This is a genomic window from Pseudomonas sp. AK-TSAG1-1 (assembly GCF_056821665.1).
In genome coordinates this window covers 5,154,940-5,171,044 of sequence record NZ_CM165965.1, presented here as the reverse complement: position 1 = coordinate 5,171,044, position 16,105 = coordinate 5,154,940, and the positions used below count along the sequence as shown (strand labels likewise).

At 59.0% G+C, this 16,105-nt stretch carries 18 protein-coding genes; 11 read left to right on the top strand and 7 right to left on the bottom strand.

The features are described from left to right. Positions 1–9: 9 nt before the first annotated feature. Positions 10–444 carry a Z-ring associated ZapG family protein gene (locus AC1UK9_RS23325; protein ID WP_007961596.1) on the bottom strand — a complete coding sequence of 145 codons (435 nt, stop codon included), beginning with the start codon at positions 442–444 and terminating at the stop codon, positions 10–12. Between the two features lie 144 nt (positions 445–588). On the opposite strand from AC1UK9_RS23325, the gene AC1UK9_RS23320 reads away from it, so the two are divergent. The 3 genes from AC1UK9_RS23320 to zapE all read left to right on the top strand — a co-directional run bounded on the left by AC1UK9_RS23320 (position 589) and on the right by zapE (position 3,783). Next, positions 589–1,218 carry an alpha/beta hydrolase gene (locus AC1UK9_RS23320; protein ID WP_482578588.1) on the top strand — a complete coding sequence of 210 codons (630 nt, stop codon included), beginning with the start codon at positions 589–591 and terminating at the stop codon, positions 1,216–1,218. A gap of 24 nt (positions 1,219–1,242) precedes the next feature. Beyond that, positions 1,243–2,598: a tryptophan--tRNA ligase gene (locus tag AC1UK9_RS23315; protein WP_025109304.1), complete on the top strand. Its 1,356-nt coding sequence runs from the start codon at positions 1,243–1,245 to the stop codon at positions 2,596–2,598. Between the two features lie 90 nt (positions 2,599–2,688). Beyond that, the gene (gene zapE / locus AC1UK9_RS23310) at positions 2,689–3,783 is read left to right on the top strand and encodes a cell division protein ZapE (protein ID WP_025109303.1); all 1,095 of its coding nucleotides are present in this window, start codon (positions 2,689–2,691) and stop codon (positions 3,781–3,783) included. A gap of 196 nt (positions 3,784–3,979) precedes the next feature. Here zapE and AC1UK9_RS23305 read toward each other — a convergent pair whose 3' ends face one another. Then, on the bottom strand, positions 3,980–4,876 hold the full coding sequence (locus tag AC1UK9_RS23305; protein WP_473016030.1) for a GlxA family transcriptional regulator: 897 nt from the start codon (positions 4,874–4,876) through the stop codon (positions 3,980–3,982). Between the two features lie 250 nt (positions 4,877–5,126). On the opposite strand from AC1UK9_RS23305, the gene AC1UK9_RS23300 reads away from it, so the two are divergent. After that, the gene (locus AC1UK9_RS23300; protein WP_003228064.1) at positions 5,127–6,263 is read left to right on the top strand and encodes an acyl-CoA dehydrogenase family protein; all 1,137 of its coding nucleotides are present in this window, start codon (positions 5,127–5,129) and stop codon (positions 6,261–6,263) included. 101 nt (positions 6,264–6,364) lie between these two features. Here AC1UK9_RS23300 and AC1UK9_RS23295 read toward each other — a convergent pair whose 3' ends face one another. After that, positions 6,365–7,405, bottom strand: coding sequence for an NADP(H)-dependent aldo-keto reductase (locus tag AC1UK9_RS23295; protein WP_482578585.1), 1,041 nt, complete (start codon positions 7,403–7,405; stop codon positions 6,365–6,367). Between the two features lie 245 nt (positions 7,406–7,650). Between AC1UK9_RS23295 and rplM the strand changes: the two genes are divergently transcribed. From rplM to AC1UK9_RS23260, 7 genes are all read left to right on the top strand, one after another. Further along, on the top strand, positions 7,651–8,079 hold the full coding sequence (gene rplM / locus AC1UK9_RS23290; protein WP_003228062.1) for a 50S ribosomal protein L13: 429 nt from the start codon (positions 7,651–7,653) through the stop codon (positions 8,077–8,079). Between the two features lie 14 nt (positions 8,080–8,093). Further along, the gene (rpsI, locus tag AC1UK9_RS23285; RefSeq protein WP_003228056.1) at positions 8,094–8,486 is read left to right on the top strand and encodes a 30S ribosomal protein S9; all 393 of its coding nucleotides are present in this window, start codon (positions 8,094–8,096) and stop codon (positions 8,484–8,486) included. A 269-nt stretch (positions 8,487–8,755) separates the two neighbouring features. Continuing rightward, positions 8,756–9,349 carry a ubiquinol-cytochrome c reductase iron-sulfur subunit gene (gene petA / locus AC1UK9_RS23280; protein ID WP_003228055.1) on the top strand — a complete coding sequence of 198 codons (594 nt, stop codon included), beginning with the start codon at positions 8,756–8,758 and terminating at the stop codon, positions 9,347–9,349. Continuing rightward, on the top strand, positions 9,349–10,560 hold the full coding sequence (locus AC1UK9_RS23275) for a cytochrome b (protein ID WP_025109300.1): 1,212 nt from the start codon (positions 9,349–9,351) through the stop codon (positions 10,558–10,560). The genes petA and AC1UK9_RS23275 overlap by 1 nt, the downstream gene beginning before the upstream one ends. Then, positions 10,560–11,342 carry a cytochrome c1 gene (locus AC1UK9_RS23270; protein WP_025109299.1) on the top strand — a complete coding sequence of 261 codons (783 nt, stop codon included), beginning with the start codon at positions 10,560–10,562 and terminating at the stop codon, positions 11,340–11,342. The genes AC1UK9_RS23275 and AC1UK9_RS23270 overlap by 1 nt, the downstream gene beginning before the upstream one ends. Positions 11,343–11,488: 146 nt before the next feature. Beyond that, positions 11,489–12,106 (top strand): glutathione S-transferase N-terminal domain-containing protein, encoded by a 618-nt coding sequence (locus AC1UK9_RS23265; protein ID WP_007917025.1) that lies wholly within the window; start codon positions 11,489–11,491, stop codon positions 12,104–12,106. A gap of 16 nt (positions 12,107–12,122) precedes the next feature. After that, a complete protein-coding gene (locus AC1UK9_RS23260) occupies positions 12,123–12,536 on the top strand; it encodes a ClpXP protease specificity-enhancing factor (RefSeq protein ID WP_003228047.1) in 414 nt (137 codons plus the stop codon). Positions 12,537–12,587: 51 nt separating this feature from the next. Here AC1UK9_RS23260 and AC1UK9_RS23255 read toward each other — a convergent pair whose 3' ends face one another. The 4 genes from AC1UK9_RS23255 to AC1UK9_RS23240 all read right to left on the bottom strand — a co-directional run bounded on the left by AC1UK9_RS23255 (position 12,588) and on the right by AC1UK9_RS23240 (position 16,034). Further along, positions 12,588–13,166, bottom strand: coding sequence for a BON domain-containing protein (locus AC1UK9_RS23255; RefSeq protein ID WP_025109298.1), 579 nt, complete (start codon positions 13,164–13,166; stop codon positions 12,588–12,590). Continuing rightward, entirely contained in the window at positions 13,163–13,756 is a 594-nt protein-coding gene (locus AC1UK9_RS23250) for a phosphoheptose isomerase (RefSeq protein ID WP_025109297.1), read from the bottom strand. The genes AC1UK9_RS23255 and AC1UK9_RS23250 overlap by 4 nt, the downstream gene beginning before the upstream one ends. Before the next feature lie 104 nt (positions 13,757–13,860). Further along, positions 13,861–14,223 (bottom strand): YraN family protein, encoded by a 363-nt coding sequence (locus AC1UK9_RS23245; RefSeq protein ID WP_025109296.1) that lies wholly within the window; start codon positions 14,221–14,223, stop codon positions 13,861–13,863. Beyond that, positions 14,223–16,034 (bottom strand): penicillin-binding protein activator, encoded by a 1,812-nt coding sequence (locus AC1UK9_RS23240; protein WP_025109295.1) that lies wholly within the window; start codon positions 16,032–16,034, stop codon positions 14,223–14,225. The genes AC1UK9_RS23245 and AC1UK9_RS23240 overlap by 1 nt, the downstream gene beginning before the upstream one ends. Between the last annotated feature and the right edge of the window lie 71 nt (positions 16,035–16,105).

The window sequence follows — 16,105 nt, the reverse complement described above, 5'->3', positions numbered from 1 at the left end:
AAGACTGAATTACTTCTTCAAGCCATAGTGCTCATCAAGCATGCCTGGCGAGTTCGGGGCCTTCGGTGCGTAGTCGCGTGGCGGCTCCTGATCGCGCGGCGGCGTCAGGCGTTCGCGCGGTGCCTGCGCGGCATCGGCGTGCAAAGCGGCGATCAGGCGTTGACGGGTCTGCTCGTCCAGGGCCAGGCGGTTGGCACCCTCGGCGAGATGATCCTGCACCTCCTGATAGCTCTGGGTCAGCTTCTTGACCAGCATCGCGGTGCTGTTGAAGTGGGTGACCACCTCGTTTTGATAGCTGTCGAAACGCTCCTGGATATCATCCAGTTGACGCTGCGTACGGCTCGGCGCGGCATTCGGTGCGACGCGAGCGATCAGGAATCCAATGGCGACACCCACAACCAGGGCAAGAGTCGGTAACAACCAAACTAAGAGCGAGTGTTCCACGAGTCCTTCCTCTATAAACGGCTTTGCTTTACGTTAACGGCTCGAACCTGCGCTGTATACCGCGATTCACTCGCAATAGATTGGCACAGACAATTTGCTAGACGAGTCGACCCGATTCGAGGTCACGGAGTTCCTTCCTTGCTGATGCGTGAAACCCCTGTAGTGATTGCCGGCCCAGTCGGCCAGATTGAAGCACTGTACCTGGATAATGAGCAGCCACGCGGCATCGCGTTGATCTGCCACCCGAACCCGGTGCAGGGCGGCACCATGCTCAACAAGGTCGTCTCGACCCTGCAGCGCACCGCGCGTGACGCAGGGCTGATCACCCTGCGTTTCAATTACCGTGGCGTGGGTGCCAGCGAAGGCGCACACGACATGGGCAGCGGTGAAGTCGACGATGCTCAGGCCGCCGCCGCGTGGCTGCGCGAGAAACATCCTGATCTGCCGCTGACCCTGTTCGGTTTCTCTTTCGGTGGATTTGTTGCGGCAAGTCTCGGCGGTCGTCTCGAAGCGCAGGGCGTGCTGCTCAAGCACCTGTTCATGGTGGCGCCGGCGGTGATGCGCCTGGGCGATCAGGATCAGCTGCCGCAGCACGGCGAGCTGACCGTGATCCAGCCGGAAACCGACGAAGTGATCGATCCGCAGTTGGTCTACGACTGGTCGGAACGACTCCAGCGCCCCCATGAGCTGCTGAAAGTGGCAGAATGCGGACACTTTTTTCATGGCAAGCTGACCGATCTCAAGGATCTGATCCTGCCGCGTCTCTCGAATTGATTGCAGTCTGACAAGCGATTACCCATGACGAACCGTACCCGAATCCTTACCGGCATCACCACCACCGGCACGCCGCACCTGGGCAACTACGCCGGGGCCATTCGCCCGGCGATTCTCGCCAGCCGCGACAGCAATGCCGATTCGTTCTACTTCCTGGCCGACTACCACGCCCTGATCAAATGCGATGACCCGCTGCGCATCCAGCGCTCGCGTCTGGAAATCGCCGCGACCTGGCTGGCCGGTGGCCTGGATGTCGACCGCGTGACGTTCTATCGTCAGTCCGACATCCCGGAAATCCCCGAGCTGACCTGGCTGCTGACCTGCGTCGCGGCCAAGGGCCTGCTCAACCGCGCGCATGCCTACAAGGCTTCGGTGGACAAGAACGTCGAGACCGGTGAAGACCCGGATGCCGGCATCACCATGGGTCTCTACAGCTACCCGGTGCTGATGGCGGCGGACATCCTCATGTTCAACGCGCACAAGGTGCCGGTCGGTCGTGACCAGATCCAGCACGTGGAAATGGCCCGTGACATCGGCCAGCGCTTCAACCATCTGTTCGGCCAGGGCAAAGAGTTCTTCACCATGCCCGAAGCGCTGATCGAGGAAAGCGTGGCGACATTGCCAGGCCTCGACGGGCGCAAGATGTCGAAGAGCTACGACAACACCATCCCGCTGTTCTCCAGCGCCAAAGAGATGAAGGACGCGATCTCCCGTATCGTTACCGACTCCCGCGCGCCAGGCGAAGCGAAAGATCCGGACAACTCGCACCTGTTCACTCTGTTCCAGGCGTTCGCCACGCCGGCACAGGCTGACGAGTTCCGCAGCGAACTGCTCGGCGGCCTGGGTTGGGGCGAGGCGAAGAATCGTCTGTTCCAGTTGCTGGATAACGAACTGGGCGAGTCCCGTGAGCGTTATCACCAACTGATCGAGCGCCCGGCTGATCTGGAAGACATCCTGCAACACGGCGCGAAAAAGGCCCGTGCCGTGGCGACGCCGTTCCTCAACGAACTGCGTGAAGCGGTCGGCCTGCGTTCGTTCGTCAATCAGGTGCAAGTGGCGGCGACCACCAAGAAGAAAGCCGCGAAAGCTGCACGCTTCGTCAGCTTCCGTGAAGATGATGGCAGCTTCCGTTTCCGTCTGCTGGCGGCCGATGGCGAGCAACTGCTGCTGTCGCGCAACTTCGCCGACGGCAAAACCGCAGGTCAGGTGACCAAGCAACTGCAATCCGGCCAGCCTCTGGATGTGCGCAATGAAGACCTGAGCTTCAGCGTATGGCTGGAAGGCGAGTGCGTCGGCGACAGCCCGGCCTTCGCTGATGCGGCTGCGCGGGACGCGGCCATCGAGGCCCTGCGCGTTGCGCTGACCCCGGTTCAGGACTAATCCGCGGCGCGGCCCGACCAAGGGCTGATTGCCATTCCTACGGGCCGTCGCTACAGTGACGGCCCGTTTTTGTTGCCTTGCTAACGAATTATGACGCCCCTAGAACGATACCAAGCTGATCTGAAACGCCCGGACTTCTTCCATGACGCCGCGCAGGAAACTGCTGTTCGTCATTTGCAGCGCCTGTACGAAGATCTGATCGCCGCTGACCAGAACAAGCCGGGCCTGCTGAGCAAGCTGTTCGGCAAGAAGGATCAGACGCCGGTCAAGGGTCTGTATTTCTGGGGCGGCGTGGGCCGCGGCAAGACTTACCTGGTCGACACCTTCTTCGAAGCGCTGCCGTTCAAGGAAAAGACCCGCACCCACTTCCACCGCTTCATGAAGCGTGTGCACGAAGAGATGAAAACCCTCGGTGGCGAGAAAAACCCGCTGACCATCATCGCCAAGCGCTTTGCGACCGAGTCGCGAGTGATCTGCTTCGATGAATTCTTCGTCTCCGACATCACCGATGCGATGATCCTCGGTACGCTGATGGAAGAGCTGTTCAAGAACGGCGTGACTCTGGTCGCGACCTCGAACATCGTTCCGGACGGCCTGTACAAGGACGGTCTGCAACGTGCGCGCTTCCTGCCGGCGATCGCGCTGATCAAGCAGAACACCGAAATCGTCAACGTCGACAGCGGTGTCGACTACCGACTGCGCCACCTCGAACAAGCGGAGCTGTTCCACTATCCGCTGGACGAAGCCGCTCATGAAAGCCTGCGCAAGAGCTTCCGCGCGCTGACGCCAGAGTGCACCGCAGCGGTCGAAAACGATGTGCTGATCATCGAGAATCGCGAAATCCGTGCCCTGCGCACCTGCGATGACGTGGCCTGGTTCGACTTCCGCGAACTGTGCGACGGCCCTCGCAGCCAGAACGACTACATCGAACTGGGCAAGATCTTCCACGCCGTGCTGCTCAGCGGTGTCGAGCAGATGAGCGTCACCACCGACGACATCGCCCGGCGCTTCATCAACATGGTGGACGAGTTCTACGACCGTAACGTCAAGCTGATCATTTCTGCCGAAGTCGAGTTGAAAGACCTGTACACCGGCGGACGCCTGACGTTCGAGTTCCAGCGTACGCTCAGCCGTCTGCTGGAGATGCAATCGCACGAATTCCTGTCGCGGGCACACAAGCCTTAAACAGATTTCGAATATGAAAAAGGCCTGCTGATGCAGGCCTTTTTTATGTGCTGAAGATCCCTCGGATTCACCACAAACCCCTCTGTGGGAGCGGGCTTGCTCGCGAAAACGGTGTGTCATTCAACATGAATGTCGACTGATGCGCCGTCTTCGCGAGCAAGCCTGCTCCCACAGGAGATCTTCGTATAGCCGAAGGTTAAGCTGCCTGCTGGAACTGCTGCCGGTACTGGTTCGGCGACAGTTCGGTGTGCTGACGGAACAGCCGCGCAAAGAAACTTGCATCGTCGTAGCCGACCTCATAACTGATGGTCTTGATGCTCTTGCGGCTGCCGGACAACAGGCCCTTGGCGGTCTCGATGCGCAGGCGCTGCAGATAGTGCAGCGGCTTGTCGCCGGTGGCGGTCTGGAAGCGACGCATGAAGTTGCGGATGCTCATGCCATGCTCGCGCGCCACGTCTTCGAAGCGGAACTTGTCGGCGAAGTGCTCTTCGAGCCAGTGCTGGATCTGCAGGATGATCACGTCCTGATGCAGCTTCTGGCCGCCGAAACCGATGCGCCCCGGCGAGTAGCTGCGTTGCACTTCATAAAGGATGTCGCGAGCCACGGCCTGCGCCACGTTGGCGCCGCAGAAGCGTTCGATCAGGTAGATATAGAGGTCGCACGCTGACGTTGTGCCGCCGGCGCAATACAGATTGTCGGCGTCGGTCAGGTGCTTGTCCTGATTCAGGTACACCTTGGGGAAACGCTCGGCGAAGGCATTGAAGAAGCGCCAGTAGGTGGTCGCTTCCTTGCCATTTAGCAGCCCGGCCTCGGCCAGCCAGAAGACGCCGGTGGCTTCACCGCACAGGACGGCGCCGCGGGCATGCTGTTCGCGCAGCCATGGCAGGATCTGTGGATAACGCCCGCACAGCGTTTCGAAATCGTCCCAGAAGGCCGGGAGGATGATGACATCGGCGTTTTCCAGGCCGCCGTCCACCGGCATCACCACGTCACTGAAGCTGTTCACCGGTTTGCCGTCGGGGCTGACCAGGCGGGTTTCGAACGCCGGTGTCAGGCCGTGGCCCAGCTGTTTGCCATAACGCAGGCTGGCCAGATGGAAGAAATCCTTGGCTTGCATGAGAGTGGATGCGAAAACCCGGTCGATTGCCAGGATGCTGACGCGCCGCAAGGGCGTGGAGACTTGCTTGGACATAATTCAACTTTTGTTTTGTTTTTATAAGGGAAAGTGGTCACCAGACGGCTGGATCGTCTTATTTTTTGTCGGATGTGTCCAGTGTCCTGTATCGGAAGTGGGGCTTAGTCTCTGAGGAACACATCCCTCCAACAAGAAAGAAAGGTGCCGCATGATCCCCAGAACCTTGTTCAGCTCCGAGCACGAATTGTTCCGTGACAGCGTACGAACCTTCCTCGAAAAAGAGGCCGTGCCGTTCCATGCGCAATGGGAGAAACAAGGCCATATCGACCGCAAGCTGTGGAACAAGGCAGGGGAGGCGGGGATGCTCTGCTCGCATCTGCCGGAAGAGTACGGCGGCCTGGGTGCGGACTTTCTGTACAGCGCAGTGGTGATCGAAGAAGTCGGTCGTCTTGGTCTGACCGGCATCGGTTTTTCGCTGCACTCGGACATTGTGGCGCCGTACATCCTGCATTACGGAAGCGAGGCACTGAAGCACAAGTACCTGCCGAAACTGGTCTCGGGCGAGATGGTCAGTGCCATCGCCATGACCGAGCCGGGCGCCGGCTCCGATCTGCAAGGGGTCAAGACCACCGCAGTGCTGGACGGCGACGAGTACGTGATCAACGGTTCCAAGACCTTCATCACCAACGGTTTCCTGGCTGACCTGGTCATCGTCGTCGCCAAGACCGATCCGAAGGCCGGCGCCAAGGGCACCAGCTTGTTTGTGGTAGAGGCAAATACGCCGGGCTTCGAGAAGGGCAAGCGCCTGGAAAAGGTCGGAATGAAGGCCCAGGACACGTCGGAATTGTTCTTCCAGGACGTACGCGTGCCGAAGGAAAACCTCTTGGGGCAGGCCGGGGCAGGGTTTGCCTACCTGATGCAGGAACTGCCGCAGGAGCGCCTGACCGTGGCGATCGGTGGTCTGGCTTCAGCCGAGGCTGCGCTGAAGTGGACGCTCGATTACACCCGTGATCGCAAGGCATTCGGCAAGGCGATCGCCGACTTCCAGAACACGCGCTTCAAGTTGGCGGAGATGGCTACCGAAATTCAGATCGGCCGGGTCTTCGTCGATAAATGCCTGGAGCTGCACCTGCAAGGCAAGCTCGATGTGCCGACGGCGGCGATGGCCAAATACTGGGGCACCGACCTGCAATGCAAGGTGCTCGACGAGTGCGTGCAGTTGCATGGCGGCTACGGCTTCATGTGGGAATACCCGGTCGCCCGGGCGTGGGCGGATGCGCGGGTGCAGCGGATTTACGCCGGCACCAATGAAATCATGAAGGAGATCATTGCGCGGTCGCTCTGATCTTCGTTGTCTTGGCGGGCCTCTTCGCGAGCAGGCTCGCTCCCACAATGGATCACTGTACCTGTGGGAGCGAGCCTGCTCGCGAAGCTTTTAGCGGTCGATCAAGGCGCCGGATTCGGATGATCCTGGTGAATCGCCTCAATCCCGGCCAGCACTTCGTCGGAAAGCTTCAGATCGAAACTGGCAATGTTGCTGTTCAGTTGCTCAAGCGTCGTCGCGCCAATGATGTTGCTGGTGACGAACGGTTGTTGAGTGACGAACGCCAGGGCCATTTGCGCCGGGTCCAGCCCATGCTCGCGGGCCAGGGCCACATAACGGCTGCAAGCGGCTTCCGATTGTGCGTTGAAATAGCGGCTGAAGCGGCTGTAGAGGCTCAGGCGGCCTTTCGGTGGGCGGGCGCCACCTTCGTACTTGCCTGACAGGAAACCGAACGCCAGCGGCGAATAGGCGAGCAGGCCGCACTGTTCGCGGATGGCGATTTCCGCCAGGCCGATCTCGAAGCTGCGATTGAGCAGGTTGTACGGGTTCTGGATCGACACCGCACGCGGCCAGCCCCGGGCCTCAGCCAGGGCGAGGAAACGCATGGTGCCCCATGGCGTCTCGTTGGACAGGCCGATGTGGCGGATCTTGCCGGCCTTGACCTGCTCGTCGAGAGCTTCAAGGGTGTCTTCGAGCGGCGTCAGGTTGGCTTCGATCTTGTGTTTGTAACCCAGTTGGCCGAAGAAGTTGGTGCTGCGCTCCGGCCAGTGCAATTGATAGAGGTCGATGTAATCGGTCTGCAGGCGCTTGAGGCTGGCGTCCACCGCTGCGGTGATGTGCTGGCGATTGTGGCGCAGGTTTTTGTCACGGATGTAGTCGATGGTGTTGCCGGGGCCGGCGATCTTGCTGGCGAGGATCCAGTCGGCGCGGTCGCCACGGCTCTTGAAGTAATTGCCGATGTAGCGCTCGGTGGTGGCATAGGTTTCGGCTTTCGGCGGCACCGGGTACATCTCGGCGGTGTCGATGAAATTGATCCCGGCCTCTTTGGCCCGCTCGATCTGCGCGAAGGCTTCAGCTTCAGTGTTTTGCTCGCCCCAGGTCATGGTGCCGAGGCAGATTGCACTCACGTTCAGGTCGGTACGGCCTAGCTGGCGATAGTCCATCGGGTGCTCCTTGGGCAAAACAATCATAAAAGCAGGTTGAAAATTTTTTCGCAATCTGCATAATTGCCGACCTCTTTCTGCAGTGGAAGTGATGCGCCGCCGCCGAAGAATCTTGCCGTTGAACGGACGCGCCGACCCGAGCCCCCGAAAGCGTCTGTATCCGGCTGCCTTTGACTTGTCAAAGTACGCACTATTCAGTAAGATCCGCCGTCTAATTTACAGGGCGGCCCCTGAGGCTATAAAGAATGAAAACTTTTACTGCTAAACCAGAAACAGTAAAGCGCGACTGGTTTGTCGTCGACGCTGCTGGTCAGACCCTGGGTCGTCTGGCCACCGAAATCGCGAGCCGTCTGCGTGGCAAGCACAAGCCTGAGTACACTCCTCACGTTGACACCGGCGACTACATCGTCGTAATCAACGCCGAGCAGATCCGTGTAACCGGTGCTAAAACCACTGACAAAATGTACTACTCCCACTCCGGTTTCCCGGGCGGCATCAAGTCGATCAACTTTGAAAAGCTGATCGCTAAAGCCCCTGAGCGCGTGATCGAGACCGCGGTTAAAGGCATGCTGCCTAAAAACCCGCTGGGTCGTGACATGTACCGTAAGCTGAAAGTCTATGCGGGCGCTGCACACCCTCATACTGCTCAGCAGCCCCAAGAACTGAAGATTTAACGGAATAGTTCATTATGTCGGCGACTCAAAATTACGGCACTGGCCGTCGCAAGACCGCAACCGCACGCGTTTTCCTGCGTCCGGGTACTGGTAACATCTCCATCAACAACCGTTCGCTGGATAACTTCTTCGGCCGCGAAACTGCCCGCATGGTAGTTCGTCAGCCGCTGGAGCTGACCGAGACTGTCGAGAAATTCGACATCTACGTCACCGTGATCGGCGGTGGTGTAAGTGGTCAAGCTGGCGCAATCCGCCACGGCATCACTCGCGCTCTGATGGACTACGACGAAACCCTGCGTAGCGCTCTGCGCAAAGCTGGCTTCGTTACCCGCGACGCCCGTGAAGTTGAACGTAAGAAAGTTGGTCTGCGTAAAGCGCGTAAGCGTCCGCAGTACTCGAAGCGTTAATTCGTTTCCACGTTCAAAAAAGAACGCCCGATTCCTCACGGAACCGGGCGTTTTTTTATGCCTGCGATTTATTAAAGAATTGCGCTGTGACAACTTGCCACATTCGTAGACCCCCTATACTACAAGGCTTGAGGGTGGGAGCCCCGGGTAATTCCCTTGTCAGAATTGGGGCTTTTCATTACCATCTCGGCAAAATTTTTATAAGTAACATTGATTTATTTAGTAGATGCCTGATTTAACAGGCCACAAAGCTGATGGGAGAGGACTGAATGAGCAATGACGGCGTGAATGCAGGCCGGCGTCGCTTCTTGGTAGCAGCCACATCCGTGGTGGGTGCTGCAGGAGCGGTGGGGGCTGCGGTCCCGTTCGTGGGGTCATGGTTTCCCAGTGCCAAGGCGAAAGCCGCCGGTGCACCGGTGAAAGTGAATGTCAGCAAGATCGAGCCAGGACAGCAGATGATTGCCGAGTGGCGCGGCCAGCCGGTGTTCATTGTCCGCCGTACTGCGGAAATCCTGGGGAATCTCAAGAAGATCGAGGGCCAACTCTCCGATCCGACTTCCAAAAACTCCACGCAACCTACCTATGTCGACCCCGAAGTGCGTTCGATCAAGCCGGAAATTCTGCTGCTGATCGGGATCTGCACTCACCTGGGTTGCTCACCAACCTTCCGTCCCGAAGTGGCGCCTGCGGATCTGGGTAAAGACTGGGTCGGTGGCTATTTCTGCCCTTGCCACGGTTCCCACTACGATCTGGCTGGCCGTGTCTACAAGTCGCAACCTGCGCCTTTGAACCTGCCAGTTCCCCCGCATTCCTATGAGACCGATGACCTGATTGTCATTGGCGTCGATACGGAGAAAGCGTGATGAGCAAGTTCATGGATTGGGTTGATGCACGCTTCCCCGCCACCAAAATGTGGGAAGACCATCTCAGCAAGTATTACGCTCCAAAAAACTTCAACTTCTTCTATTTCTTCGGTTCGTTGGCGCTGCTGGTGCTGGTCAACCAGATTGTCACCGGTGTCTGGCTGACGATGAGCTACACCCCGTCGGCAGAAGAGGCATTTGCTTCCGTTGAATACATCATGCGCGATGTCGAGTACGGCTCGATCCTGCGTCTGTTGCACTCCACCGGCGCTTCGGCGTTCTTCATCGTGGTTTATCTGCACATGTTCCGTGGTCTGCTCTACGGTTCGTACCAGAAGCCTCGTGAGCTGGTGTGGGTCTTCGGCATGCTGATCTACCTCGCGCTGATGGCTGAAGCGTTCATGGGTTATCTGCTGCCGTGGGGCCAGATGTCCTACTGGGGTGCCCAGGTGATCATCTCGCTGTTCGGTGCGATTCCGGTCATCGGCAACGACCTGACCCAGTGGATTCGTGGTGACTACCTGATCTCCGGGATCACCCTCAACCGCTTCTTTGCCCTGCACGTGGTAGCCCTGCCGATCGTGATTCTCGGTCTGGTGGTGCTGCACATTCTGGCGCTGCACGAAGTCGGTTCGAACAACCCTGACGGCGTCGATATCAAGAAGCATAAAGACGAAAACGGTATTCCGCTGGACGGCATTGCCTTCCACCCGTACTACACCGTGAAAGACATCGTCGGCGTGGTGGTCTTCCTGTTCATCTTCTGCTTCATCGTGTTCTTCTTCCCGGAAATGGGCGGCTACTTCCTCGAAAAACCGAACTTCGAGCAAGCCAACCCGTTCAAGACGCCTGAGCACATTGCGCCGGTCTGGTACTTCACGCCGTTCTACGCGATCTTGCGTGCGATCCCGGACAAACTCATGGGCGTTATCGCCATGGGAGCCTCGATTGCTCTGCTGTTCGTGCTGCCATGGCTTGATCGCAGTCCGGTCAAATCGATGCGCTACAAGGGCTGGATGAGCAAAATCTGGCTGGTGGTGTTCTGCATCGCGTTCGTGATCCTCGGCATTCTGGGCGTACTGGCCCCGACTCCGGAGCGTACGTTGGTGTCGCAGATCTGCACCTTCCTGTACTTCGCCTACTTCATTCTGATGCCGTTCTACACCAGGCTCGAGAAGACCAAACCGGTTCCGGAAAGGGTGACTGGCTGATGAAAAAGTTATTTTTTGCTCTGATTTTTGCTGCTTTGCCTGTGCTGTCTTTCGCCGCCGAACATGGTGGTCCGGAGCTGGAAAAAGTCGATATCGACGTGTCCGACAAGGCTGCCCTGCAAGATGGTGCGCGTACCTTTGCCAACTATTGCATGGGTTGCCACAGTGCCAAGTTCCAGCGTTACGAGCGGGTTGCCGATGACCTCGGCGTCCCCCACGAAATGATGCTCGATAAACTGGTGTTCACCGGTGCCAAGATTGGCGACCACATGAACATCGGCATGCAGCCGGCGGATGCCAAGACCTGGTTCGGTGCTGCGCCGCCGGACCTGACCCTGGTGGCGCGTGTGCGCGGCACTGACTGGCTCTACGGTTACCTGCGCTCGTTCTACGAAGATCCTGCACGTCCTTGGGGCGTGAACAACAAGGTCTTCCCGAACGTCGGCATGCCTAACGTGCTGGTCGGCCTGCAAGGTCGCCAGGTGGTTGGCTGCAAGCAGGTACAGATCGTCGAAGACGGCAAGAAGCAATATGATCCGCTGACCGGTACGCCGCTGACCCATGAAGCGTGCGATCAGTTGACCATCGTGCCGAAAACCGGTGCTCTGAACGAAGAGCAGTTCGATGAGAAGGTCAAGAATCTGGTAACCTTCCTGGCTTACTCGGCTAACCCGGTTAAGCTGCAACATCAGCGCATCGGTACTTACGTCTTGCTGTACCTGGCGTTCTTCTTTGTGTTCGCCTACCTGCTCAAGCGTGAATACTGGAAAGACGTGCACTGATACGCTTCAAGCATTGCTGTTAATCGCGCGCGCCCAAGGGCGCCTCCGATAACGCAACGTCTGGTCAGCCAGGTGTTGCGGGAGGCGCCCTCTGGGCGCGCGCGTTTTTCCGGTTCCGATAATTTCAACAAGCGAGGAGGATCGCCATGGGCGTGACCAATCGGTTGGCCTGTTACTCCGACCCCGCCGACCACTATTCCCACCGAGTGCGCATCGTGCTTGCAGAGAAGGGTGTCAGCGCCGAAATCATTTACGTGGAAGCTGGTCGCCAGCCGCCTAAACTGATTGAGGTGAACCCTTACGGCAGTCTCCCGACGCTGGTCGATCGCGACCTGGCGTTGTGGGAGTCGACCGTGGTGATGGAATATCTGGATGAGCGTTACCCGCATCCGCCACTGATGCCGGTTTACCCGGTGGCGCGTGCCAACAGCCGTCTGCTGATTCACCGTATTCAGCGCGACTGGTGTGGTCTTGTGGATCTGATTCTGGATCCGAAAAGCAAGGAGGCCGCGCGTGTCGTGGCGCGCAAGGAATTGCGTGAAAGCCTGACGGGCGTGTCGCCGCTGTTTGCCGACAAGCCGTTTTTCCTCAGTGAGGAACAAAGTCTGGTGGATTGCTGCCTATTGCCAATACTCTGGCGTTTGCCGATTCTGGGTATTGAACTGCCGCGGCCGGCCAAGCCGCTGCTTGATTATATGGAGCGCTCGTTTGCGCGTGAGGCTTTCCAGGCGAGTCTGTCTGGTGTCGAACGCGATATGCGCTAAGGCTTAAGGAGCCGCTATGAACTCCAGTCGACCTTATCTGGTCCGCGCGCTCTACGAGTGGATTGTGGATAACGATTGCACCCCGCACATGCTGGTCAATTCTGAATACCCGGCGGTGCAAGTGCCGCAGGGTTTCGCCAGTGACGGGCAGATTGTCCTGAACATCTCGCCCAGCGCCGTGCGGCATCTGCACATGGACAACGACGTGGTGACCTTTGAAGGTCGCTTCGGTGGTGTCCCGCACAGCCTGTACGTGCCGATCAGTGCGATCCTGGGTATCTACGCCCGGGAGAACGGTCAGGGCATGGTGTTCGATCTCGAGTCGCCGATGGATGACGAAGACGATATCGAGCCGGATGACGATTTGCCGCCGCCGGACAGCGAGCCGCCGCGCCCGAGTGGCCGGCCAAGCCTGAAAGTGGTGAAGTAATAAAAAAGGCGATCCGGATGGATCGCCTTTTTTGTGTCTGCGTATTGGGCGTCAGTCGATGTATTCGAACAGCTTGACGATCTTTTGCACGCCGGAAACGCCTTGCACCAGGTTGGTTGCTTGCGTGGCTTCCTGTTTGGTCAGCAGGCCCAGCAGATAGACGATGCCGTTCTCGGTCACGACTTTGATGCGCGAGCCAGGGATGTTTGGATCGGTGAGCATCTGGGTCTTGATCTTGGAGGTCAGCCAAGTGTCGTTCTGGCGAGCCAGAAAGCCGGACGGTGGTATGACCTGCAACTCGTTGTGAACGGTTTTCACACGCTGGACGGCGGCAGCGGCTTGTTCAGCCTTGGCCTTCAAGTCTGCGCTGGGTGTTTGTCCGGCCAGCAATACGACGCCGTTGAAGCTGGTGACGACGATGTGCGAGTCCTTGTCCAGTGCGGGGTCGGCTTTGTTCACGTTGACGCCGACCTTGGTCTCGATCAGCGAGTCATCGATCTTGCTGCCGAAGGTGCGGGTGCCGCGATCATCGTCAATCGGCGCTTCACGGCTGGCGCTCACCACCGAGGTGCAGCCGCTGATGGCCAGGCACAGGGTCACGGCCAGCAGGCCAAGGCGATTAGGGGTCATTCTTCACTCCCGAACAATTGGCTGTCGATCAAATCGCATAGGCAATGGATCGCCAGCAGATGGACTTCTTGAATTCGTGCGGTGACATGAGCCGGTACACGGATTTCGACGTCTTCAGGCAACAGCAGTGATGCCATGCCGCCGCCGTCGCGGCCAGTCAATGCTACGACAACCATTTCGCGATCATGTGCGGCCTGAATCGCTTGAATAATGTTTGCCGAGTTACCGCTGGTCGAAATAGCCAGCAATACATCGCCGGGCTGACCGAGTGCGCGGATCTGCTTGGAGAACACTTCGTTGTAGCTGTAGTCGTTGGCGATCGAGGTGATCGTCGAGCTGTCGGTGGTCAGGGCGATCGCCGGCAGGCTCGGGCGTTCACGCTCGAAGCGGTTGAGCAGTTCGGAGGAGAAATGCTGGGCGTCGCCGGCCGAGCCGCCGTTGCCGCACGAAAGCATTTTGCCTTCGTTGAGCAGGGCGTTGACCATGATCTGGCTGGCTTGCTCGATGTGCGGTGCAAGTACGTCCATCGCCTGTTGCTTGGTGTCGATACTGGCCTGGAAAAGCTGGCGAATTCGGGATTGCATGTCCATCTGTGTGACCTTAAGTGGCGCGGCTGTTCGGCACGTGAATGTGCAGCCCGCAAAGCAAAGAGCAAAAATTGTCGGTGAAAGTGTCCGGGGTGGTGTGCAGAGAATCAACCATCGAACGCATTCTGCAACCAGTTCAACTGATCCGGGTGCCTGTCGATGGCCACCACGTCGAAGCGGCAAGGGGAATCGGCCCAGCGTGACTCGCGCTGAAGAAAATACTGCGCGGCAAAAATCAGTTTCTGCCGTTTGCGCTCATCGATACTAGCGAGCGCGCCACCCCATTGAGTATTTTTTCTGTAGCGGACTTCAACGAATACTACTGTATCGCCATCAAGCATGACCAGATCAAGCTCGCCGCGTTTGCATGACCAGTTCTGCGCCAGCAGGCGCAGACCCTGGTGTTGCAGATGCTCGAGCGCTTGGCGCTCGGCATCTTTACCGCTTTGCAGGTGCGAGCTGTCGGGCATCAGCGCGGGGTGTCCGGCAGGCGCTGAACCTGACCGCTGACGAACTGCGCCCAAGGCAGCTGGCGCACAACGCGCTGAGTCTGGGTCATGCCGAGGCTGCCCGATTCGCCTTCGATACGGCTGTCCGGCAGGGCTTTGAGTTGACCCAGGCGCGGTGCCAGGCGATAGGCATCCACACCCATCGCGTACAGGCGGCCGAGGCTGCCGGCAGCTTGCGGCCACTGTGCGACCACTTGCTGACGCAGCGGATCGCTGGTCTCCAGCAGCCACGGAGTTTCGCAGAAGCGAATGCCGTTCATGTCGTTGTACTGATTCACGTCGCCGCTGGCGCTGTAGACGTGGGAGGTGGCGTAGACCGGAACGTCACCGGCGTACTGGAAGTTCAGGGTCGGCTTGATCTGCTGCGCCTGTTGCGGGGTGGCGGCGAGGAAGATGAATTCGATGTCCTGACGACGCGAAGGCTGTGCAGCGACGTTGGTGCCGGCAGCGTTCTGCAGGCTCTTGGCGCGGGCTTCGCTTTGACGCAGCTGGAACATGTCGGCGATCTGCTGAGCCAGTTGCACTGGCTGATCAACGCGTTCGGTGGCGACGATGCTGCCGCCGTTGGCCTGCCAGTCCTGGCTGAACGCTCGCAGTACGCGCTCGCCCCATTCGCCTTTCGGCACCATGATTGCGGCGCGGTGCAGGCCGTCGGCACGGGCACGGCGCGAGACTTCGCGGGCTTCGTCTTCAGCGGCCAGACCGAACTGGAACAGTTGCGCCGGGCCTTGATCGCCTTCGCTGTAGTTTAGCGCGAGGGTGGTGATCGGCAGTTGCGGGCGAGTGCTCAGTTGTTTGACCAGTGGCTTCTCCAGCGGACCGACCACCAGTTGCACGCCGTCGGCCTGGGCCTTGCGGTAGAACTCGTCCATCGAAGTCAGTTTCGAGCTGTCATAGAACTCGATGGCTGGTGGCTTCTGTCCGGCTTGTTGGGCCTGGTAGTGCGCCGCCATGAAACCTTCACGCAGTGCCTTGCCGACGGCAGCCAGAGGGCCGTCCTGCGGCAGCAGCAGCGCGATCTTGCTCAGGGGCTGGCTGGCCAGTTCCTTGAGTTTGGTCAGCGGCAACGGCAGGTTGATCGCGGCCGGGTGCTTTGGATTCTGCGCGCGCCAGGCATCGATCGCGGCTTGCTGCTGCTCCAGGGTACCGGCGGTTTTGACTGCCAGAGCCAGGCCCATCCAGCCCCCGAGATCGTCGGAGGTATTGGGTTGCAGTTGATCAGTCGGCAGCGAGGCGATCAGGGTCCAGATTGCTTCGTGGTTCTTGCTGGCAGCTTCACCTTTGAGCATCGGTGCAATGAAGATGCGTTCGCGAGCGGCAGCCAGTGTCTGACCGTCGGCTTCCAGGGCGCGGGCGTGCACGGTGCCGGTACGCACCTGCTGGTCTTCTGGCATCTCGCTCAGATGTTGCAGGCTAGGATGGCTCAGAGCGGTCAGCGCAGCTTTTGGCTGGTTGCGGGTCATGGCCAGTTCGGCGGACAGGGTGCTGGCAAAGATCTGCTGGCCCGGCTTCAGTTGCTCCATTGGCACTTGTTGCAGGATCTGCGCGGACTGGCCGGCGTTGCCCTGGCGATAAGCCAGGTCTGCCGCGCTCAGGCGCAGCAGGGCCGCTTTTTCCGGGGTCTTGGCCTGGGTAGCCTGTTCGAGCAGTTGCTCGATGCTGGCATCCGGGGTCCGTGGAAGTTCGCCAAGGCTGGAAGAGGGAGAGCTGGCGCAGGCCGCCAGCAAGGCAGCGAGGCAGAGGGCAGTGAACAGCCGCAGGCAAGCGATCATGTAAGTGTTCCTGATACTCGATCAAATTAGCGTGGAATTGTACCCAAGCGCTGGCCGGGGCGCGATGTTAC